Source organism: Streptomyces sp. NPDC050549 (genome assembly GCF_040655035.1).
GTDB lineage: Bacteria > Actinomycetota > Actinomycetes > Streptomycetales > Streptomycetaceae > Streptomyces.
The window spans coordinates 197106-216926 of the sequence record NZ_JBFAJD010000011.1; the positions used below are offsets into that span (position 1 = coordinate 197106).

Consider the following 19821-nt stretch of genomic DNA (forward strand, 5'->3'; position numbering starts at 1 on the left):
CCGCGTCAGTATGCCGTCGGCACGGCCCGGGAGGGTGGGTCTGGCAGACCCAGGAAAAGGAGAACGACCGTGATGTCGCGTGCGGGGCCCAGCATCGGATCGACCACACAGCGGGCCACGGAAGGACAGCGACATGAAGGCCGTTCAGATCACGAGTTTCGGTACCGCGGACGTTCTGCGGGTCAATGAAGTGGATCGTCCCGCTCCCGGCCCGGGTGAGGTGCTGGTGGCGGTCGAGGCGTCCAGCGTGAACGGGCACGATGTGATCGTCCGGGCAGGGGAGTTGAAGATGGTGTCGGGGCGCCGGTTCCCGATCGGGGTGGGGCTGGACTTCGCCGGTGTCGTCGCCGCGACCGGCGCCGGTGCCGAGGGCTACCGGGTCGGGGACCGGGTGTGGGGCATGGTGCATCCGAGGCAGCGGCACTCCGTCGCCGGGGCGGCCGAGTGCGTCGTGGTCCCCGCGGAGCGCATCTCGCACGCCCCGGCGGACCTCTCGTCGGTCGAGGCGGCCGCCCTGGTGGTCGCGGGTTCCACGGCGCTGATCGCGCTGCGCGACAGTGTGCGCCTGGTGAGCGGGGAACGGGTCCTGGTGCGGGGGGCGGCCGGCGGAGTCGGCACGGCCGCCGTGCAGTTGGCGCATGCCATGGGCGGCCACGTGACGGCGCTGGCCCGCGATCGCCACGCCAAGATCCTGACCGAGCTCGGCGCCGACGAGGTCCTGGACTACGGTTCCACCACCTCGGAGCAGATCGGGCCGTTCGACGTCATCGTCGACACCGTCGGCACCGAACTGCACTGCTACCGCGGCCGGTTGGCCAAGGGCGGCCGGATGGTCACCGTCGGACTGTCCCCGTCCGCCATCGCCGCGATCGCCGCGTCGAGCGTGCACGGCTCCCGCCGCATCCGCACCTTCAGCGCCAACCCCGAGACCCCCGTGCTGCGGGATGTGGCCGACCGGGTCGCCTCGGGCGCGCTGCGCCCGGTGATCGACAGTGTGTACCCGCTCGCGGACATCGCCGCGGCGCACCGGGCGTTCGAGCGCGGCGGCGTCGTGGGCAAGCACGTGGTGACGGTGCCGCGCGGCTCCCTCTGACGGAGTCCGGTCAGCGGGGATCGGTGCGCAGGTCGATGCCACGGTCGTGGGCGTCGGCGGTCACGATCCGTGTCGCCATCCGCGACAGCAGCTTCCGGTCGGTGCCGGGAAGCGGCTCGACACACTTCTCGATCCGCTCGGCGAACCGGGCGGCGACCTGCTCCACGAGCCGCCGGCCGGCGTCGGTGATCGACACCTGGAACGAGCGGCGGTCGACGGTACTGGCCGTACGGGTGACCAGACCCCGGCGCTGTGCCCGGTCGACAAGGCCCGTGATCGAGGACTTGTCGAGGCCGAGGTGGCGGCCGAGCTGGTTCATCGTCGGCTCCCGGTCTCGCAGTATCCCGAGCATCCGGGTCTGGACGACCGACATGTCGTACTGCGCCGCGATCTCGGCGAGGGCGCTCTGCACCAGGAACGACAGCTGGGCGAGGCCGTCGACCAGGCCGAGGTCCTCGGTGGCCGGGGGCGGGGTGTCGTGCGGTGGCGTCATGTTCCGGATTCTACTTGCAAAGGTACGTGACACCTACTACTTTAATTCGCGCCACGTACTTTCTGTTTCACGTACTTTCTGTGTCGCGTACCAAAGCCGAGGAGAGCTCTCATGGATGTCCATGCCGCGGTGGTCCACTCGTTCGACGCCCCGCCCAGCCACGAGCCGTTCGACCTGCCCGCCCCCGCCGACGAGGACCAGGAGCTCGTCGACGTCCTCGCCGTGGGCCTGCACCCCCGGGTGCGCACCGGCGCGTCGGGCAGCCACTACACCAGCACCGGGAAGCTGCCGATGGTGCCCGGAGTCGACGGGGTCGGCCGGCGTGCGGACGGACGCCTGGTGTACTTCGTCGCCGACGACGAACTGACCGGCCCCATGGCCACCCGGACCGTCATCGACAGCCGGCACAGCATCCCGCTGCCCGACGGCGCGGACGTCGTGAAGATCGCCGCGGCGATGAACCCGGCCATGTCGTCCTGGGTGGCGCTGCGCCGCCGCGTCCCGATCGAGGCGGGGCAGTCGGTGCTGATCCTCGGCGCCACCGGCAACGCCGGACAGATGGCCGTCCAGGTCGCCAAGCGACTCGGTGCCGGGCGGGTCGTCGGCGCCGGACGAGACCGGGCCCGCCTGGCGGCCCTGCCCGGAATCGGCGCGGACGCGACCGTCGCACTCACCGACGACGCCGACGCCACCGCGACGGCGCTGGCCAAGGAGGCCGCCGAAGTCGACCTGGTCATCGACTACTTGTGGGGCAAGCCCGCCGGTGACGCGATCATGGCGGTGCTGCGGGCCCGTGCCGACCGCGGCCGCGCCCTGAACTGGATCCAGATCGGAGCCATGGCGGGTCCCACCATCGAACTCCCGTCAGTGGCACTGCGCTCGGCGAACTTCCGGCTCCAGGGCAACGGCCAGGGCGCCGTGTCGACCAGGACGTACCTGGAGGAACTCCCGTCCCTCGTCGAGGAGATCGAGAGCGGCGGCATCGCGGTCACCGCCCAGGCGGTACCCCTCGCCGACGTCGAGAGCGCCTGGAACGCGCCCGAGGTCCCGGGCGTACGCACCGTCCTGGTGCCCTGACCCCGGCACGGCCGTCATGCAACTCGTACTGGAATCAATGAAGTTACCGAAGGAGCTCGGAGCCATGTCCCCCACCACGGACACCGACGTCATCATCTGCGGCACCGGCGCGGCCGGTCTGACCCTCGCCCTCGACCTCGCCCGCAGGAACATCGCCTTCCTGCTGATCGACAAGGCGCCGCAGCCGTTCGCCGGCTCCCGGGGCAAGGGCATCCAGCCCCGCAGCCAGGAGGTGTTCGAGGACCTCGGCGTGATCGACCGGATCGTCGCCTCCGGCGGCGAGTATCCCGTCCAGCGCGTCTACACCGCCGACGGGCCCATCGACCAGGTCGGCGTGGAGATGTCGGAGCCGACGCCGGAGGAGCCGTACCAAATACCCTTGCTCGTCCCGCAGTTCCTCACCGAGCGCCGGCTGCGCGAACGCCTCGCCGAGCTGGGCCACGCCCCGCACTACGGCCACGAACTCGTCGGTTTCGACCAGGACACCGACGGCGTGAGCGCGCGGATCGCCACCCCGGACGGCGAACAGGCCGTACGGGCAAGGTACTTGATCGGTGCCGACGGCGGATCGAGCTTCGTCCGCAAGACGCTCGGGATCGGCTTCCCCGGCAAGACCCTGGGCGTGCGGGCGATCGTGGCCGACGTGTACGCCGACGGCGTCTCGTCGGACGCCTGGCACCGCTGGGGCGAGGACACCGCCGGGCAGGTCTCCATGTGCCCGCTCTACGGCACCGACATGTTCCAGCTCCAGGCCCCCGTCCCCTTCGACGTCGACCTGGACCTCTCGGCCGAGGGGCTCACCGCCTTCCTCCGCGAACGCACCGGCCGCGACGACGTCCTCATCCGCTCCGTGTCCTGGGCCTCCGCGTTCCAGATGAACGCCCGGCTGGCCGACACCTACCGGCGGGGACGCGTTTTCCTGACCGGGGACTCGGCGCACTGCCACCCGCCGACCGGCGGACAGGGCCTCAACACCAGCGTCCAGGACGCCTACAACCTCGGCTGGAAGCTCGCCGCCGTACTCCGAGGTGCCCCGGACTCCCTGCTGGAGACGTACGAGCAGGAACGCCGGCCCATCGCCGAAGCCGTCCTCGGCCTGTCCGAGAAGCTGCTGGAAGCGGCCAAGAACCGCGACATCCACCGGGGCCGCGAGGTCAGTCAGCTCGACCTCGGCTACCTGAACTCGCCCCTGTCGCTGCACACCCCCGGGCGCGACAAGGGCGTACTGGCCGGCGACCGCGCGCCCGACGCGCCCGTCACCGGCACGGGCGGCCTCCCCACCCGCCTCTTCAGCCTGTTCCAAGGCCCCCACTGGACCCTGCTGGGGCACGACGTGGACGAGGCCTCGGCCCCGGCGCCGCGCCCCGGCCTGCACATCCACACCATCGGCACCCGGGGCGACATCCTCGACAGCGGCGACCGCGTCCAGAACGCCTACGGACTCGCCTCCGAGCAGTGGGTGCTCGTCCGCCCGGACGGATACGTCGCCGCCGTGGTCCACACCGCCGAACTCGGCGCCGCAGAAGCCTATTTGGACACCGTTGGCGTCCGCCCCCTCGCGGCGACGCGACCCACCACCACGGAACCGAGCACCGACATGCCCACAGAGACCTCTTCCGACAGCACCGGCACTCCCCGCACCCGACGGGAGCACCGACAGGCCCGCACCGCCGCCGAACAGCGCCTCGCCACCGCCCAGCGCGAACTCCACCAACTCTCGCGCCAGGTCCAGCGCGACCTGCGAAGCGTCCGGCGGCACGGCGAGACGACCGCCATCGTCGCCCGTTCGAACTTTGCCGAACTTGCGGTGAAGAGCATCAACCGGCTGACCGCCAACTTCCGCACCGACCGGACCGATCAGTAGCGCGCGGCCCTCACCCACGACGGCCGGTGCCGCCCAGGACACCGGCCGTCACGTCGCGTCGAGCGCGTTCGTGATCGCCTTCACCCCGCCGTGCGCCGCGTACCCGCCGTCGACGGTGATCTCCGCGCCGTTGACGTACGACGCCTCGTCCGACAGCAGATAGACGACCAGTGGCGCCACCTCGTCCACCGTCCCCGCCCGCCCCTGGGGCGTCAGCGACAGATGGGCCTGTACGAAGACCGGGTTCGCGGACGCCATCAGCGGGGTCTCGATGTAGCCGGGGTGGATCACGTTCGTACGGATGCCGCGCGGGGCCAGCTCCAGCGCGGCCACCTTCGACAGGCCGCGCAGCGCCCACTTGCTGGTCGTGTACGCGACTGCGTGATGAGCGGTGAGACCCGCGACCGAGCCGACGTTCACGATGGACGATCCGGCCGGCATCAGCGGGGCGAGCGCCTGGATGCCGAGCAGGGCGCCCGTGGTGTTCACCGCGAACGCCCGGTTCCAGTCGGCGAGTTGGACGTCGCCGAGCCGCGCCCGCATGGGAATGCCCGCGTTGTTGACCAGGCCGTGCACTTCCGTGAGGGAGGCCGCGAGGTCCGCCCAGTCGTCCTCGGACGACACGTCGAGGTGCCGATAGGAGACGTCCAGCCCGTCGGCGCGCAGGGACGAGGCGAGCTTCTCGCCCGGCTCGTCCAGGACGTCGGTCGCGACCACCGTCGCCCCCTCCCGGGCCGCGGCCGTCACCTCGGCGGCTCCCTGGCCCTGCGCGGCCCCGGTGACGACGACGGTACGACCGGCCAGACGCGTGCGGCTCACGACTACCTCCGAGGGGTGCGGGCTGTCCTCGTCCACGCTAGGAAGCCGGGGTCAGCTCCGGAAACGCACGATCGGCATGGGTGGCATCCGCGCCGGCGATCTCCCGCACCGTCGGGTCGTCCAGCGACGCCCCCACCTCACGGACCGTCTCCCGCAGCCAGCGGTGCGCCGGGTCCGCGTGCCGGTTGTGGTGCCAGTACATGGCCTCCACCAGCGGTACGTCGGGGAAGGGCGTCGGTACGACGGCACAGCGCGCGAATCCCTCGTAACGCCGGGCGAGCCGCTCGGGCACCACGGCGACCAGGTCGGTGCCGCTCACCAGGAACGGCAGCACGTTGAAGCCGGGCGTGCTCACCTGCACCCGGGGCGTGATGCCCAGGGTCTCCAACTGCCGGTCGGCGGGCGTGAGTTTGCCGACGGCGCAGGCTGCATGGGGCATCTCGGCGAGGTCGCGCAGCGAGAGCCGACCGTCCACCAGCCGCGGGTTGTCCGGGTCGACGAGGCACACGAACCGGTCGTGCATCACGGCCTCGCTCACCCCCGGCAGCTGATAGCCGAGCGGCACGATCATCAGGTCGTGGCAGCGCAGATGCGTCTCGGTCTCCAGCTGCCCGATGACGATCGGGTGGAAATCGATGCGGATGCCCGGGGCCTCCTGCGCGAGGGCCCGCAGCAGTGGCTCCACGAACACGGTCATGACGTAGTCGGACATCACCACCGAGAACCGCTGCCGACTGCGCGAGGGATCGAAATGCCTGGTCAGCGACAGCGCCTCCTCCGCCTTGTGCAGCGAGGACCGGACGACCGGCAGGAGACGCTCCGCGAGCGGGGTCAGCTCGTACTCGCGGCCCACCCGCACCAGCAGCTCGTCGTTGAAGTGCCGCCGCAGCCGGGCCAGGGAGCCGCTCATCGCGGACTGGCTGGTGGACAGCCGCACCCCCGCGTGGGTGACGTTCTTCTCCTCCAGGAGGGCTTCCAGAGCCACCAGAAGATTCAGGTCGATTGCTCCCAGACCCATGCGCCTGTCCTTCCGGCCGCGTCGTTGAAGCTCGGTGAAACCGGAGCGTAACGACCGCCTCCCCGCCGAGGAAGAGCCTGGGAGGCAAGTCACAGGGATCCGATAGCTGCCATCGGATCCCTGGATGTGTGCAGGTCGGAAGGCGTTCGCCGCGGGGCTACGGCCGCGGGGTCCGGCCGCGCTTGCGGGCCCGCGGCAGGTATGCGTCCCTGCGGCCCGGCACCACGCGGTTGGAGAGGGTGCCCAGGCGCTCCACCGCGAGGGTCACCTCGTCGCCGGGCTTGAGCGGCGGCGGGGTGCGCTCGCCGACCCGGCCCCAGAACTCGGCCAGCGCGCCCCAGCCGCAGGTGCCCGAGCCGAGGATGTCCCCGGGGCGCACCCAGGCGTCGCGGGAGGCGTAGGCGATCATCTCCTCGAAGGTCCAGGACACGTTGGCGAGGGTGTCGCGGCCGATCAGCTCCCCGTTGAGGGTGACCGTCATCTCCAGGTCCAGGAAGCCGTCCGGGTCGCGCCGGTCCTCGACCTCGTCGGCGGTGACCAGACAGGGGCCCAGCGTGTTCGCGAAGTCCTTGCCCTTGGAGAAGCCGAGCCCGAGGTTCTTCTCCGGCTTCTGCAGGTCGCGCGCCGACCAGTCGTTGAAGACCAGATAGCCGACGATGTGCTCGCGCGCCTGCTCCGGCGTGAGATCGCGCCCGCTGCGGCCGACGACGACCCCGACCTCCAGCTCGAAGTCGAGCACCGAGCAGCCAGCGGGCACCGGCACGTCGTCGTGCGCTCCGTACGCGGCATGGGGGTTGGTGAAGTAGAAGTTGGGCGCCCGGTACCACTCCTCGGGCACGTGCTCCAGCCCGTCCAGGGACTTCGAGACCCCCTCGATGTGCGCCTCGAAACCGACGAAGTCGCGGATGGACGGCGGCTTCAGCGGCGGCAGCAGCCGCACCTGATCCACCGTCAGGTCACTGGGCCGGCGCAGCGCTTCGGTGCCGGCCGCGTGCAGCACCTCCTGCTCCAGCAGGGTCAGTACGGTGACCCCTTCGGGCAGCGGATGAATGGTCCCGTCGCGGACGGCCCCGGCGCGCTCCACGCCCTCGTACTCGTATGTCGCGAAACGCATCGCTCACTGCTCCCAGTGGTTGGTGTTGGTGACGGTCCCCGCGCTGAGATGTCCCGCGAAGAGCCCCTTGGGGTCGTAGGCGGCCCTGATCTCCCGCAGCCGCCGCCACTGTTCGCCGCCCATGAACCTCAACTGCCGCACGGTGAAGTCCGAGTCACCGAGGTACTGGCCGGCCGTGACCGGCTGCATGTCGGCCATCGCGCTGTCCAGCCAGGTGCGCAACTCGGCATCCCGCGAAGGGTCGTCGTGGATGACGTAGGTGGCGCAGTAGATCTCCGACTGCAACGAGAAGGCCATGTCGGGGAGTTCGCGCAGTGGTGCCATGGAGAACCAGATGGTGAAGGTCCGCCGGGTGGGCTGCTCGGTGAACGCCTTGCGGATCGCCGGTACGACCTTCTCGGCCGGGCCGGTCAGCCAGGCGTTGTCGACCAGATAGCGGTGACCCTCGGGGTTGGCGGCGCGCTGACCCGCCAACTGTTCGGCGAGCGTGGTCTGTTGGGCCTCCACGCGGAACAGGGCGCGGTCCGCGTACGGGTTGGCGTGCAGCGGCGCCAGCGCCTCGGCGGCCTCCTCGGCGGTGTCGGTCATCGACACGCCCGTGACCAGCAGCACCGGTTCGTCCAGGTCGGGCGGTGTCTGCGTGAGCGCGACGATCTCCACCAGGTCCGAGACCGTGTGGTGCATGCCGTGCAGCCAGGTCATGACCTCGTCGAACAGGCCGAGCGGATACGCGTGCACGGTGTGCCCGAGATGCCTCGGCAGAGGGCGCGTGCGGAGGTGGAAGCGGGTGACGACGCCGAAGAAGCCCGGGCCCGCGCCGCGCGCCGCCCAGAACAGGTCGCTGTGCCGGGTCTCGTCCGCGCGCACCAACTCGCCCTCGGCGGTGACGACATCGATCGCCACGAGGTTCTCCGCCGCCCAGCCCCAGCCTCGCGCGTTCCAGCCCTGCCCACCCTGGAGCAGAAAGCCGCCGATGCCGACGGAGGGACAGTGCCCGCCGTTGAAGAAGCGGCCGAACTCGCCGAGATACGGGTTGAGTTCGTCGCCCCCTTTGACGCTGGGCGTCGCCGTCACGATCCCGGTCCCCGGGTCGTACGCCATCTCGCGGAAGCCCCCGAGATCGATCAGCAGCGCGTCCTCGCGCACCGACCAGGCGGCCCAGCTGTGCCCGCCGGCACGGACGGCCACCTGCCAGCCCCGCTCCAGAGCCAGTCGTACCCCCTCCACGACGTCCTGCTCCGACTCGGCCATCAGGACGGCGGCTGGTGAACGGTCCGACGGACGGCGGGCGTTGAAGACCCGACCGAAGCAGGCCGCCTCGAAGTCCTCGTCGTCGGGGAGGTGGAGGGTGCCCGAGAATCGGTTCAGGTTCACGCGCGTACTCACTTGATCGCGATCGGATTGACGGGGGCGCCCACCGCGCCGGTCACCGGCAGCGGTGCGGCGACCAGCAGGAACTCGAAGACGCCGTCCGCCGCGCAGTCCTCGGCCAGTGCCTCCAGGTCCCACATCTCGCCCAGCGGGAGGCCCATGTTGGGGATCGCTATCTGGTGCAGCGGGGACATCGCGGGCTGCGGGAACTCGTACGGCCGCACCTCAAGTCCCCAGGTGTCGGAGGCGATCGCCGCGATCTCGGTGCGGTGCAGCCAGCCGAGGGTGGTGAAGGAGAGGCCGGGCGCGTCACCGGCGGCGTAACCGCCCCACGCGCCGAGCCGTCGTACGCGGCCCAGTTGCCCGGTGCGGATGAGGACCAGATCGCCGCGCCGGACCGAACTCGTCGCGCCCTGCGCCTCGATCGTGGCCCGCAGGTGCTCCTCCAGGATGGGGAATCCGTCCGGGAGTTCACCGTGCTCGTCGCCGACCGCGCGGCCCACGTCGAGCAGGACCCCGCGGCTGGTGAAGGCGTCCTTCATGTGCTCGATGCCGGTGACCGAGTCGCCGTCGCCGTTGACGATGGTGCACGGACGGCCGTTCCACGCCTGCTTGTTGTCGTAGATGTGGCCGAGGCCGTCCCACTGTGTGGAGGCCTGCAAGGGCATCACGACGTGGTCGTCGGCGCCGCCGAAGCCGTGCGGGAAACCCTGGGTGCCGGCCGCCGCGTCGGAGCCGGTGTCCTTCATGTAGTGCACCGGGTTGATACGGCCGCGGAAACCGCGCTGCGGGCCCGACTCGTTGAACTCCTGGGCCAGTGAGAAGGACCGCCCGCGCCGCACCAGGCCCACCGCGTGGGCACGGATCGCGTCGTCGATGAAGTTCAGGGTGCCGAGTACGTCGTCCTCACCCCAGCGGCCCCAATTGCGGTAGGCGGAACGGGCCTTGGCGAGCTCTTCCTCGATCGGGCCGAGGATGGGGCGGGTCGTCATCGGGTGTGTCCTTTCAACAGCAGGTCGAGAGCGTTGCCCCCGGCGATCGCGGCCCGGTCGGCAGGGGCGAGACCGGCCGCGTCGAGGCGCGCCACCGGGTCGTCGACACCCATGTCGAAGGGATGGTCGGTACCGAGCACCACCCGGTCCGCGCCCACCTCCTCGACGAGCCGGCGCAGCGCGCGGGGGGTGTACACCAGCGCGTCGAACCACATCCGCCGCAGATAGGAGCTGGGCAACTCGGCGCAGCCGCGGGCGTCTTCGCGTACCCGCCAGGCGTGGTCCGAGCGTCCGATGTACGTCGGCAGATAGCCGCCGCCGTGCGCCGCCACCAGCTTCAGGCGCGGGAAGCGGTCGAGGACACCGGTGAAGATGAGATGCGAGAGGGCGACGGTCGTCTCGACGGGCTGACCGACCGTGTTTCCCAGGTAGCCGGTCGCCAGGCGTTCGCCGAGGGAGCAGCCCCAGGGGTGGATGAACACGACCGCGCCCAGTTCCTCGGCCCGCTGCCACACCGTGTCGTGTGCGGGGTCGGCCAGTTCGCGGCCGTCGACCGTCGTGGAGACGCTGATGCCGTACAGGCCATGGACGTTGACCGCCTGGTCCAGCAACGCGACCGCCAGGTCCGGGTGTTGGAGCGGGACGGTGCCCAGGCCGAACAGTCGGTCCGGCGCGGTGGCGCAGTGGTCGGCCACGACCGCGTTGACGGTACGGGCGAGCCGGATCGCGAGGTCCTGGTCCGCCCAGTAGTGGTGCATCGGCATCGGGCCGACCACCTGGATGTCGACGCCCATCGCGTTCAGGTCGGCGAGACGGGTGGTGACGTCCGTCAACTTTGTCGCCAGGCGCCGGAGTTGGGCGCGGTTGACAGCCAGGGACGCGGGGGAGTGGGCGCGCTGCTCGGCGGTCAGCTCGGCGGCGAGACCCGGGGTGGCCGCGACCAGGGCGTCGGCGGCGGGGACGGCGAGGTGGCCGTGGAAGTCGACCACGGGCGAGCCGGTCACGCCGCCGCCGTCAGGTTGTCGAGCGTCTCCGACATGATGCGGGCCGGGTCGGCGCCCGGCGTTCCCGGGTGGATCTCCCAGTCGGCGAGCCGCAGGGAATTCTCCAGGACCATCCGCACCCGGGGGAGCCGCCGGGCCATGAAGCGGTCCAGGGCCTTCTCCATAGGCTCGTCCGCCGTCACCAGCTCCGCCAGCAGCACCGCGTCCTCCATGCACATCGCCGCGCCCTGCGCGATCAGCGGGGGACAGGCGTGCGCGGCGTCGCCGATGACCATCGCACGGCCCCGGTGCCAGGGCTCGTCGACGAGGATCGCCTCGATCCAGCGGTAGTCGACCGCCGTGTCGTCGGGCAGCGCGGCGAGGATCTTCCCCCAGGTCCCGCCGTACCCGGCGCCGCGTTCGCGCAGCAGGGAGAGCGGGGCGCGTGGGCCGATGAGCGAGGTGTCGAGGTTCTCGTCGAGGAGGTAGGCGTAGCACCGGTCCGGCGAGATCGGGCTGTAGCCGGCCTTGAAGCGGGGCCCGCCATAGTACACCTCGGCGCAGTCCATCTCGGCCGGGCGCTCCGCGACGACCCGGAAGATCGACATGCCGACGGGGCTGGGCTTGGCGTCGATGCCGATCAGGGCACGCATCGACGAGTTGATGCCGTCGGCGCCCACGACGAGGTCGTAGCGGCCGGTCGAACCGTCGGTGAAGGCCACGTCCACATGGGCGGGCGACCGGTCGAGCCGCTCCACGCTCAGTCCGAGACGCACCCGCACCCCGTGCCCGCGCACCGCGTCGCACAGCGCGTCCTGCAGATCCGAGCGCAACGCGCCCGCCGTGGAAGGCAGTTCGGGCCCGCCGGTGTGCGGGGTGCTCAACTCGGTGATCAGACCGCCGTCGGCCGTACGCAGCCGCATGATGTCGAACGGCACCGCCCGGGCCAGCACCCGGTCCAGGACGCCCACGGAACGCAGCGCCTTGAGCGCGTTGCCCTGGACGGTGATGCCATGGCCCACACCGAACCACTGCGGAGAGATCTCGACGAGCTCCACCTCGGCGCCCCGCTGGGCGAGCGCGAGACACAGCACGCTACCGGTGATGCCGCCGCCGACGACGAGCACCTTCTGTACGGGCATGGGCGATCCTTGCGAACGTAGACAGCGGAGTGGGGGTCATCGGGAGAAGCGGACGCCGAGTTCACGGAAGTGCTCGACGGCCGGCGGCTCGGTGAAGAACGGTCCGACCAGGGCCCGCCAGCGCGCGAAGGCCTCGGACTCCCGGAAGCCGACCATGTGTGCCTCGACCGAGTCCCAGCCGACCAGCAGCAGGAAGACTCCCGGCCGTTCGACGCCGCGCAGCAACTCGGCCCAGCGGAACCCGGCCGCCTCGGCCAGCACCTCACGGGCCTTGCCGAACACCTCCGCGAACTCCCGCTCCCGACCCGTCTCGACGGTCAGCTCGGCATGCTCGACTATCACGTTCTTCTCCTCGGGAAAGTGGGTGCTCCGAGCCTGCGTGGGCGGTCGATCCACGGTCAACGGATCGAGGCATCGGCAAGGGGGACGTCATGCATCCCGTACGGCGATGGAGCCGCAGTTGGGGGCCTGCGCGGCTGGTGATGGCAGGCATCGCGGATCGCCATTTCCGCCGGGTGCCCGGGCTGCCTAGCGTCGAGGGCGAGCCCCCACCCGTACGAGGAGAGCGCCGTGCCCGATCCACAGCCCACCCATGCCGGACCCTTCGCACTGGGTACGTTCGCCTCCGGTGCGGCGGTCTTCCCCGGCCTGGTCACCGGTTCCCGAGTGCGCGATCTCTCCGACCTCGTGCCCTCCGTCCGGGCCCTCGTCGAGGACTGGGACGACTGGCTGCCCCGGCTCGGCGGCCTCGCCCGGTCCTCCGAAGGCGTCTGGCACGACCTGGCGGCGCTGCGCGTCCTGACCCCGGTCGAGCCCGGCCAGATCCTGCAGAGCGGCGCCAACTACCGCAAGCACGTGGTCGACCTGGTCGCCGCCGAGAAGGAGAGCGTGCACGGCGCCACGCCCGAAGAGGCCCGCGCCGACGCCGAGTTGATGATGGACGAACGATCCCGCAACGGAGTGCCGTACGTCTTCCTCGGCTCCCCGCGGGCGATCAGCGGCCCCTACGACGACATCGTGCTCCCCGCGCTCGGCGAACAGCACGACTGGGAACTCGAACTCGCCCTCGTCATAGGGAAGCCGGGCAAGAACATCCCTGCCGAGGAGGCGATGGAGTACGTCGCCGGATACACCATCTCGAACGACCTCACCACCCGTGACCGCCTCTACCGGCCCGACCTCAAGGCCATCGGCACCGACTGGTTCACCGCCAAGAACGCCGACACCTTCCTGCCCACCGGGCCCTTCCTGGTACCTGCCGCCTTCGTCGGAGACCCCGGGGACCTGCGGATCACCCTGCGCCACAACGGAGTTGTCCGCCAGGACGAGTCGACCAAGGACATGATCTTCGACATCCCGAAGCTCATCGCGTACGTCTCCACGACCGCCACCCTGCGCCCCGGCGACCTGCTGCTCACCGGCTCCCCGGCCGGCAACGGCGCGCACTGGGGCGTCTTCCTGAAGCCCGGCGACGTCGTCGAGTCGGAGATCACCGGCCTCGGCCACCAGCGCAACACCGTCAGGAGCGGACAGTGACCTTCCAGCCCATCACCCATCTGCGCCATGTCGACCTGGCCGTACCGGACTTCGCCCGCCAGCGCGCCTTCTACGGCACCACCTGGGGCCTGACGGAGGTCGCAGGCGACAGCGGTGTCGCCTTCTTCGCCGCAGAAGGCAGCCCCGAGCAGTACATCGTCCGTATCCGCGAGGACGAGCGGAAGCGGATGGACCTGGTCGCCTTCGGGGCCGTCTCGGCCGCCGCCGTGGACGAGCTGCACGGGCGGCTCGGGCGGGCCGGAGTCCAACTCCTCGGCGAACCAAACGCCTTGGACACCCCGGGCGGTGGCTACGGTTTCCGGTTCTTCGACCCGGACGGACGGGTGGTCGAGGTCTCCGCCGACGTCGCCACCCGCACCCACCGCAGGATCGAGGAGCGCGAGGCGATCCCCGTCCGGCTCTCGCACTGCGTGGTCAACTCCCAGAATCCGGAAGCCCTGCGGAACTTCTACGTCCAGCACCTCGGGTTCCGGCTCACCGACACCCTGTACTCCACGCACATGGGCGACCTCATGTACTTCCTGCGGTGCAGCCCGCTCCACCACTCGTTCGCCATCGCCCGGGGACCCCATGCCTCCCTGCACCACGCCTCGTTCGAGATGCGCGGGGTCGAGGAGTACATGCGGGGCACCGGGCGGGCACTGCGCGCGGGGACCCGGCTGACCTGGGGGCCCGGCAGGCATCTCGCCGGTGACAACACCTTCTCCTACTTCCACGACCCGCACGGCAACACCGTCGAGTACACGACCGAACTCGCCGTCCTCGAAGAGGACTTGTGGCACCCGGGCCGCCATGACGTCGACGACCCGGTCACCCAGGACCAGTGGGGTACCGCCGACCCGATGAGCGAGTCGGTCGCCAAGGAGCAGTTCAACGACCCCGACGTGCTCTTCGTAGCGCCGCCGGTCTGAGCAGAACACCCAACCCGCATGAGAAAGGCCGCAGTTGTGGCAACGATCCTGAAGCACGCCGTGCCCAAGTCGGAGGTGACCGCCTCCCTCGACCAGGTGCGGGAGACCGTGACCGGCGTCATCGAGGACATCCGTCAGCGCGGCGACGCCGCCGTGCGCGCCTGCTCCGAGAAGTTCGACAAGTGGAGCCCCGACTCCTTCCGGCTGTCCGACGAGGAGGTCGAGAAGATCGTCGCGTCGGTGCCGCAGCAGGTCATCGACGACATCCGCTTCGTCCAGGACCAGGTGCGTACCTTCGCCCGCCACCAGCTCGACTCCCTGCGGGAGTTCGAGGTCGAGACCCTCCCGGGTGTGCGCCTCGGCCAGAAGCACATCCCCGTGCAGGCGGCGGGCGCCTACATCCCCGGTGGGCGCTACCCGCTCACCGCCTCCGCCCACATGACCATCGTCACCGCCAAGGTCGCGGGTGTGCCCCGGGTCGTCGCCTGCACGCCACCCATCCACGGCGAGATCCCGGCCGCCACCGTCGCCGCCATGCACCTCGCAGGCGCCGACGAGATCTGGCTGCTCGGCGGAGTACAGGCGGTGGCAGCCATGGCCGTCGGGACGGACACGATGCGGCCGGTGAACCTCATCGCCGGACCCGGCAACGCCTATGTCGCCGAGGCCAAACGGCAGCTCTTCGGGGAGATCGGCATCGACCTGTTCGCCGGGCCGACCGAGATCCTCGTCCTCGCCGACGAACAGGCCGACCCCTTCGTGTGCGCCGTCGACCTGCTCTCCCAGGCCGAGCACGGCCCGGACTCCCCGGCCGTCCTCATCACCACCTCCCGCGAGGTCGCCGAGCAGACCGTCGCCGAGGTGGAGCGCCTCCTGCCCGGCATGCCCACCCGCGACTTCGCAGGGCCCGCCTGGCGCGACCACGGCCAGGTCCACGTCGTCGACACGCTCGACGACCTGTACGCCCTCGCCGACGAGTTCGCCTTCGAGCACGTGGAGGTGCTGACCGCCGAACCCCGCCTCGCACTGGAGCGCATGACCCAGTACGGCGCCCTGTTCCTCGGCGAGGGCACCTGCGTGTCGTTCGGCGACAAGGTCATCGGCACGAACCATGTGCTGCCGACACGCGGTGCCGCGCGCTACACCGGCGGCCTGTGGGTGGGGAAGTACCTCAAGACCGTGACCTACCAGGAGGTCACCGACACCGACTCCCGGGCGCTGCTGGGCCGGCTGTGCGGACGGGCGGCCCGCATCGAGCTGTTCGAGGGACACGCGCGCTCCGGTGACGTACGCGCCGCGAAGGCCGCGGGCGACGAACTGCCCTGGAACACCCCGTGACCTCGGAACACCGCAGGGCCCTGGACGGTCGTACGGCGCTGATCACCGGCGGCGGCGGACCGCTGGGGCGTGCCTTCGCACGGGCCCTCGGGGAAGCCGGTGCCCGGGTGGTACTGGTCGGGCGCAACGAGGCCGCGCTGGCGGCGGCGGCCGCGCACCTGGTCAAGGACGGCGGCCAGGCCCGTGCGGCCGTGTGCGATGTCTCCGACCCTTCCGCTGTCGGCGCCCTGGGCGCCCAACTCGCCGACGAGGACGTGTCGTTGCTCGTGAACAACGCCGGAGTCGCGGGCCCCGTCCGGCCCCTCGTCGACATCGAGCCGGACGAGTGGGACGACGTGTTCGCCGCGAACGTCCGGGGCGTCTATCTGATGTGCCGCGCCTTCCTGCCGCCGATGCTCGCGGCCGGACGCGGCGACATCGTCAACGTGGCCTCCGTCAGCGGCAAACGCCCGCTGCTCAACCGCACCCCGTACACCGCCTCCAAGATGGCGCTGCTCGGCCTGACCCGGACCCTTGCCGGGGAGGTCGGACCGCAGGGGATCGCCGTCAACTCCCTTTCCCCCGGCCCGGTTCGGGGCCCGCGCATGGACCGCAACTTCAGGCTCACCGCGGAACTCACCGGCTGCACGGCCGCCGAGGCCGAGCGCGACTTCGCCTCCCGTGCCGCCCTCGGCCGGCTCGTCGAGGAGCACGAGGTCGCGCAGGCACTCGTGGCCATGCTCGCGATGCCCGGCCTGTGCGGGGCCGACATCGACCTGTCGGCGGGGATGATCGCCCCGGCGTAGCCGAACAGCGTGCGGGAAACGGTGAGGTGGACGGCCGGCGAGCCGTCCGCCTCACCGTCGTGTGCGCAGTCCACATACCGCTATGACAACTCTGTGTGACCGCCATGAAATGGTCGGCGTGATCCGAGGCATCGGGCTCCCATATGTGTGTGCCGCCCGCCTGTTCCCTGGTTCTCATGGCTGCTTCACTCCCTCGTGCGCACCTTCGGTGCCTCCGCCGGGTCCGTCCGCATCCCGCGTTCGACGGCCGGCCGGTCACACTGCGCAACGGCGCATCGATCCCTGGGAAGGCAAGCAATGACGCTGATCACCCGACGCTCGGTCCTGATCGCCGGTACCGCCACGGCCGGAGCCGTACTGGTGCCCGCGGTCTCCGCCACCGCCGCGCCGACGGCCGAGAAGGCTTCGGGCACGCGGATCTCGGTCGGACCCGGTGAGACGTACACGGTCTCCGCGACCACCCGCGTGAGCGAGCTGACCATCGCGTCCGGCGGGAAGATCGTCGCCCCTGACGGCTTCAGCCTCTCGCTGACCGTCGACGGCGTGGAGACCGGCCAGCTGCTCACCGCCACCGGCGCCACGGCCACCCTGATCCAGGCCGGCACCTACCGGGGCGACGTCGTCCTGACCGTCGCCGCGGCCAACGAGGTGACGTACGAGACGCTCACCTTCCCCTTCCGGCAGGCCGTGTACGTCGACGGCGACGGCGTGGTGAAGGACAAGTCCGTCCTCGCGGCCGTCCTCGGCGGCAGGCTCACCGACGCCTACGCCAGGAACGTGTCGATCACCTCGACCGGCGAGTGCTTCGACGGCGTGTACGTCCAGGACGCCACCTACACGCTCGACCGGCCCACCATCTCCCTTACGGGCAACGGCCGTTGCGACTTCGCTGGCTACGGCGCGGCGGTCGTCGGCAACGGTTCCTCGACCACGCTCGTCGTGGACGGCGCCCGGATCGACAACAGGGGAGTCGTCCGCACCGCCGTCATCGCCGACGACGGCGCCAACGTCATCGTCAAGGACTCCGTCCTCCGTGCCCGCAACGGTGTACTGCCCGCCGACTACCAGGCCACCGTGGAAACCCCGTACATGGAGTCCGTGCCCTGGATGCTCGGCCTCGACGGCAACGTCCGCGCCACCAACCTGATCGGCAGGAACAGCAAGGCCACCTATCTCAACTCCACCGTCTTCTCGGAGACTTGGGGCGCCCTGTCCGTGGAGGGCGGCAGCGGGCTCAAACTGACCGCGATCAACAGCCACTTCGGCAATACGGGGGAGTACGGCTACGGCACCTACGCGATCGGCGACGCGACCGTGCGCGTGCTCGGCTCCCGGCTCGACGTCGGCAGCTACGCGACCATCATCGCGGGCCCGGCTGCCGTCGTGCACTACGGGGACAGCAGCAGGTCCGCCGTCTCCGCCCTCAATGCCGAGCTTGAACTCGGGCTGTCCGAGGGCGAGTTGGCGTCGATCCAGGAGCGCAACACCGTCGTGGACTCCGGGCACTTCGGCTACATGTTCTTCGGCACCGGCCAACTCACCCTCGACGGCGGCACGGTGATCAACTCCGAGCGGGCCACCTTCCTCAACAAGGGCCAGCAGACCACGATCAGCGTCGACGGCTCCCAGGGTGCCCGGCTCGACCCGCGCGACGGGATCATCCTCCAGATGATCGAGCTGGACGACCCGGGCCCGGTTCCGGTCAACGGCAAGATGATGAACATCGGCGTCTACACCGAGCCCACCGGCGATCCGGCGAAGGACGCCACCTTCGACCCGACCGCCGTGCACACCACCGACGGAGCCGCCACCTTCAACTCCATCGCTTTGAAGGGCGACTTCTACAACGGCATGCGCAAGGGCAAGAACATGGTCCTCACGTTCGAGGGCGCGAGCGTCGAGGGCGTCATCTCCGCGACGGCGGCCAGGCACCGCGTCTCCAGCATCGACGCGTCGACCTTCTACGAGCTGGGCATCGTCACCAACACCGTGCAGCCCGCGGTCAACAACGGCGCGATCGTGCAGCTGAACAGCGGCTCGACCTGGACGGTCACCGGCACCTCGTACCTGACCCGGCTCGCCCTCGCCGCCGACGCGACCGTCAAGGCGCCCCGGGGCAAGAAGGTCACGCTGACGGTCGACGGGACGGCCACGGCCATCACGGCCGGCCGGACCTACACGGGCGCGCTCACCCTGACCCTGGCGTGACCCGTGGCGGAGGCGCGCGGCTCAGCCGATCCGCGCCGCCGCCTCCTTGGCGATGGTCTCGAACTGTGCGGCCATCGCCTCCTGGAGCGCCTGCGCCCCCGACAGCGGACGGACCATGACCATCAGGTCGTCGATCAGACCCTCCTCGTTGACGTGGATGAAGTCGCAGCCGGTCAGCTCACGGTCGCCGACCCGCGCGCGGAACACCAGCGCGTGGTCGGTGCCGTCCGGGTCGCCGATCTCCCGCTCGTACCGGAAGTCCTCGAAGACCCGCGCGACGGCGTGCAGGATCGCCGCGGTGATCGCCTTCCCGGGGTACGGCTTGAACACGACCGGGCTGGTGAAGACCACGTCCTCCGCCAGCAGCGCCTCGACGGCGTCCATGTCCTGTGCCTCGACCGCCTCGCGGAACGCACGCATCGGCTCACCTCGTAGTCAATTAGTTGAGTAGGTGTGGATGAGACTAATCAACCGCTGTTAGCGTGTCCACATGTCCCTCAAGTACGCGGTCCTCGCGGCCCTCCTGGAAGGCGAGGCCTCGGGCTACGAACTGGCCAAGACCTTCGACGTGTCGCTGGCGAACTTCTGGCCCGCGACACCCCAGCAGCTCTACCGCGAACTGGAACGCCTCGCCCAGGACGGACTCATCGAGGCACGGGTCGTACAGCAGGAACGCAGGCCCAACAAAAGGATGTTCACGCTCACCGAGGCCGGCCGGCGCGACCTCGACACCTTCGCCGCCGAGCCGCCCAGGCGCCCCACCGCCATCCGCGACGAGTTCCTCATCAAGATCCAGGCCATGGACGGCACCGACCCCGCCGTCATCCGCGAGCTGATCGAGGAACGCAGGTCGTGGGCGCGCGGCAAGCTGGACCGCTACGAGCGGGTACGGGACCACCTCCTCGGCGGGCGGACCGAGGAGGAGTACCTCCGGGACGCCGACCGCATCGGGCCGTATCTCACGCTGACGGCCGGAATCACCTTCGAGGAGGAGAACCTGCGCTGGTGCGAACGCGTTCTCGCGATCCTGAAGCACCGGGTTGCCCTAGGCTGACC

The 19821-nt window shown here is 70.4% G+C and carries 19 protein-coding genes; 9 read left to right on the plus strand and 10 right to left on the minus strand.

Features of this window, described 5'->3' with window-relative positions:
- Positions 1-133 precede the first annotated feature (133 nt).
- Positions 134-1093, plus strand: coding sequence for an NADP-dependent oxidoreductase (locus AB0I51_RS18850; protein ID WP_362976412.1), 960 nt, complete (start codon positions 134-136; stop codon positions 1091-1093).
- Between the two features lie 10 nt (positions 1094-1103).
- On the opposite strand, the gene AB0I51_RS18855 is transcribed toward AB0I51_RS18850, so the two are convergent.
- Entirely contained in the window at positions 1104-1586 is a 483-nt protein-coding gene (locus AB0I51_RS18855; protein WP_362976414.1) for a MarR family transcriptional regulator, read from the minus strand.
- Positions 1587-1697: 111 nt separating this feature from the next.
- Here AB0I51_RS18855 and AB0I51_RS18860 point away from each other — a divergent pair, with 111 nt between their 5' ends.
- On the plus strand, positions 1698-2663 hold the full coding sequence (locus AB0I51_RS18860) for a zinc-binding alcohol dehydrogenase family protein (RefSeq protein WP_362976416.1): 966 nt from the start codon (positions 1698-1700) through the stop codon (positions 2661-2663).
- Between the two features lie 64 nt (positions 2664-2727).
- On the plus strand, positions 2728-4527 hold the full coding sequence (locus tag AB0I51_RS18865; protein WP_362976418.1) for an FAD-dependent oxidoreductase: 1800 nt from the start codon (positions 2728-2730) through the stop codon (positions 4525-4527).
- A gap of 48 nt (positions 4528-4575) precedes the next feature.
- Here the strand turns inward: AB0I51_RS18865 and AB0I51_RS18870 are convergent, their stop codons facing one another.
- From AB0I51_RS18870 to AB0I51_RS18905, 8 genes are all read right to left on the minus strand, one after another.
- Positions 4576-5346: an SDR family oxidoreductase gene (locus AB0I51_RS18870; protein WP_362976420.1), complete on the minus strand. Its 771-nt coding sequence runs from the start codon at positions 5344-5346 to the stop codon at positions 4576-4578.
- A gap of 37 nt (positions 5347-5383) precedes the next feature.
- Entirely contained in the window at positions 5384-6364 is a 981-nt protein-coding gene (locus tag AB0I51_RS18875) for a LysR family transcriptional regulator (RefSeq protein ID WP_362976422.1), read from the minus strand.
- A gap of 157 nt (positions 6365-6521) precedes the next feature.
- The gene (locus tag AB0I51_RS18880) at positions 6522-7478 is read right to left on the minus strand and encodes a fumarylacetoacetate hydrolase family protein (RefSeq protein WP_362976424.1); all 957 of its coding nucleotides are present in this window, start codon (positions 7476-7478) and stop codon (positions 6522-6524) included.
- A 3-nt stretch (positions 7479-7481) separates the two neighbouring features.
- Positions 7482-8852 (minus strand): FAD-binding oxidoreductase, encoded by a 1371-nt coding sequence (locus AB0I51_RS18885; RefSeq protein ID WP_362976426.1) that lies wholly within the window; start codon positions 8850-8852, stop codon positions 7482-7484.
- An 8-nt stretch (positions 8853-8860) separates the two neighbouring features.
- Entirely contained in the window at positions 8861-9841 is a 981-nt protein-coding gene (locus tag AB0I51_RS18890; RefSeq protein WP_362976428.1) for a cyclase family protein, read from the minus strand.
- The gene (locus AB0I51_RS18895) at positions 9838-10845 is read right to left on the minus strand and encodes an amidohydrolase family protein (protein WP_362976430.1); all 1008 of its coding nucleotides are present in this window, start codon (positions 10843-10845) and stop codon (positions 9838-9840) included. The genes AB0I51_RS18890 and AB0I51_RS18895 overlap by 4 nt, the downstream gene beginning before the upstream one ends.
- Positions 10842-11966, minus strand: coding sequence for an FAD-dependent monooxygenase (locus AB0I51_RS18900; RefSeq protein WP_362976432.1), 1125 nt, complete (start codon positions 11964-11966; stop codon positions 10842-10844). The genes AB0I51_RS18895 and AB0I51_RS18900 overlap by 4 nt, the downstream gene beginning before the upstream one ends.
- A gap of 36 nt (positions 11967-12002) precedes the next feature.
- Positions 12003-12308 carry an antibiotic biosynthesis monooxygenase family protein gene (locus AB0I51_RS18905; protein ID WP_362976434.1) on the minus strand — a complete coding sequence of 102 codons (306 nt, stop codon included), beginning with the start codon at positions 12306-12308 and terminating at the stop codon, positions 12003-12005.
- Between the two features lie 228 nt (positions 12309-12536).
- Here AB0I51_RS18905 and AB0I51_RS18910 point away from each other — a divergent pair, with 228 nt between their 5' ends.
- The 5 genes from AB0I51_RS18910 to AB0I51_RS18930 all read left to right on the plus strand — a co-directional run bounded on the left by AB0I51_RS18910 (position 12537) and on the right by AB0I51_RS18930 (position 18765).
- Entirely contained in the window at positions 12537-13502 is a 966-nt protein-coding gene (locus AB0I51_RS18910) for a fumarylacetoacetate hydrolase family protein (protein ID WP_362976436.1), read from the plus strand.
- Complete coding sequence (locus AB0I51_RS18915) at positions 13499-14434, plus strand: VOC family protein (RefSeq protein WP_362976438.1); 936 nt, start codon at positions 13499-13501, stop codon at positions 14432-14434. The genes AB0I51_RS18910 and AB0I51_RS18915 overlap by 4 nt, the downstream gene beginning before the upstream one ends.
- A gap of 36 nt (positions 14435-14470) precedes the next feature.
- Positions 14471-15772, plus strand: coding sequence for a histidinol dehydrogenase (gene hisD / locus AB0I51_RS18920; protein WP_362976530.1), 1302 nt, complete (start codon positions 14471-14473; stop codon positions 15770-15772).
- Positions 15769-16557, plus strand: coding sequence for an SDR family NAD(P)-dependent oxidoreductase (locus tag AB0I51_RS18925; RefSeq protein ID WP_362976440.1), 789 nt, complete (start codon positions 15769-15771; stop codon positions 16555-16557). The genes hisD and AB0I51_RS18925 overlap by 4 nt, the downstream gene beginning before the upstream one ends.
- A gap of 297 nt (positions 16558-16854) precedes the next feature.
- Positions 16855-18765, plus strand: a complete 1911-nt coding sequence (locus AB0I51_RS18930) for a hypothetical protein (protein ID WP_362976442.1) — start codon at positions 16855-16857, stop codon at positions 18763-18765.
- A gap of 21 nt (positions 18766-18786) precedes the next feature.
- Here AB0I51_RS18930 and AB0I51_RS18935 read toward each other — a convergent pair whose 3' ends face one another.
- Positions 18787-19185, minus strand: coding sequence for a nuclear transport factor 2 family protein (locus AB0I51_RS18935; protein WP_362976444.1), 399 nt, complete (start codon positions 19183-19185; stop codon positions 18787-18789).
- A 70-nt stretch (positions 19186-19255) separates the two neighbouring features.
- Here AB0I51_RS18935 and AB0I51_RS18940 point away from each other — a divergent pair, with 70 nt between their 5' ends.
- Entirely contained in the window at positions 19256-19819 is a 564-nt protein-coding gene (locus AB0I51_RS18940; RefSeq protein WP_362976446.1) for a PadR family transcriptional regulator, read from the plus strand.
- Positions 19820-19821: the final 2 nt, after the last annotated feature.

Excerpts from the sequence above, each read along its gene's own strand:
- AB0I51_RS18850 (WP_362976412.1), top strand. The coding sequence starts at position 134 with ATGAAGGCCGTTCAGATCACGAGTTTCGGTACCGCGGACGTTCTGCGG.
- AB0I51_RS18855 (WP_362976414.1), bottom strand. The coding sequence starts at position 1,586 with ATGACGCCACCGCACGACACCCCGCCCCCGGCCACCGAGGACCTCGGC.
- AB0I51_RS18860 (WP_362976416.1), top strand. The coding sequence starts at position 1,698 with ATGGATGTCCATGCCGCGGTGGTCCACTCGTTCGACGCCCCGCCCAGC.
- AB0I51_RS18865 (WP_362976418.1), top strand. The coding sequence starts at position 2,728 with ATGTCCCCCACCACGGACACCGACGTCATCATCTGCGGCACCGGCGCG.
- AB0I51_RS18875 (WP_362976422.1), bottom strand. The coding sequence starts at position 6,364 with ATGGGTCTGGGAGCAATCGACCTGAATCTTCTGGTGGCTCTGGAAGCC.
- AB0I51_RS18880 (WP_362976424.1), bottom strand. The coding sequence starts at position 7,478 with ATGCGTTTCGCGACATACGAGTACGAGGGCGTGGAGCGCGCCGGGGCC.
- AB0I51_RS18890 (WP_362976428.1), bottom strand. The coding sequence starts at position 9,841 with ATGACGACCCGCCCCATCCTCGGCCCGATCGAGGAAGAGCTCGCCAAG.
- AB0I51_RS18900 (WP_362976432.1), bottom strand. The coding sequence starts at position 11,966 with ATGCCCGTACAGAAGGTGCTCGTCGTCGGCGGCGGCATCACCGGTAGC.
- AB0I51_RS18930 (WP_362976442.1), top strand. The coding sequence starts at position 16,855 with ATGACGCTGATCACCCGACGCTCGGTCCTGATCGCCGGTACCGCCACG.
- AB0I51_RS18935 (WP_362976444.1), bottom strand. The coding sequence starts at position 19,185 with ATGCGTGCGTTCCGCGAGGCGGTCGAGGCACAGGACATGGACGCCGTC.
- AB0I51_RS18940 (WP_362976446.1), top strand. The coding sequence starts at position 19,256 with ATGTCCCTCAAGTACGCGGTCCTCGCGGCCCTCCTGGAAGGCGAGGCC.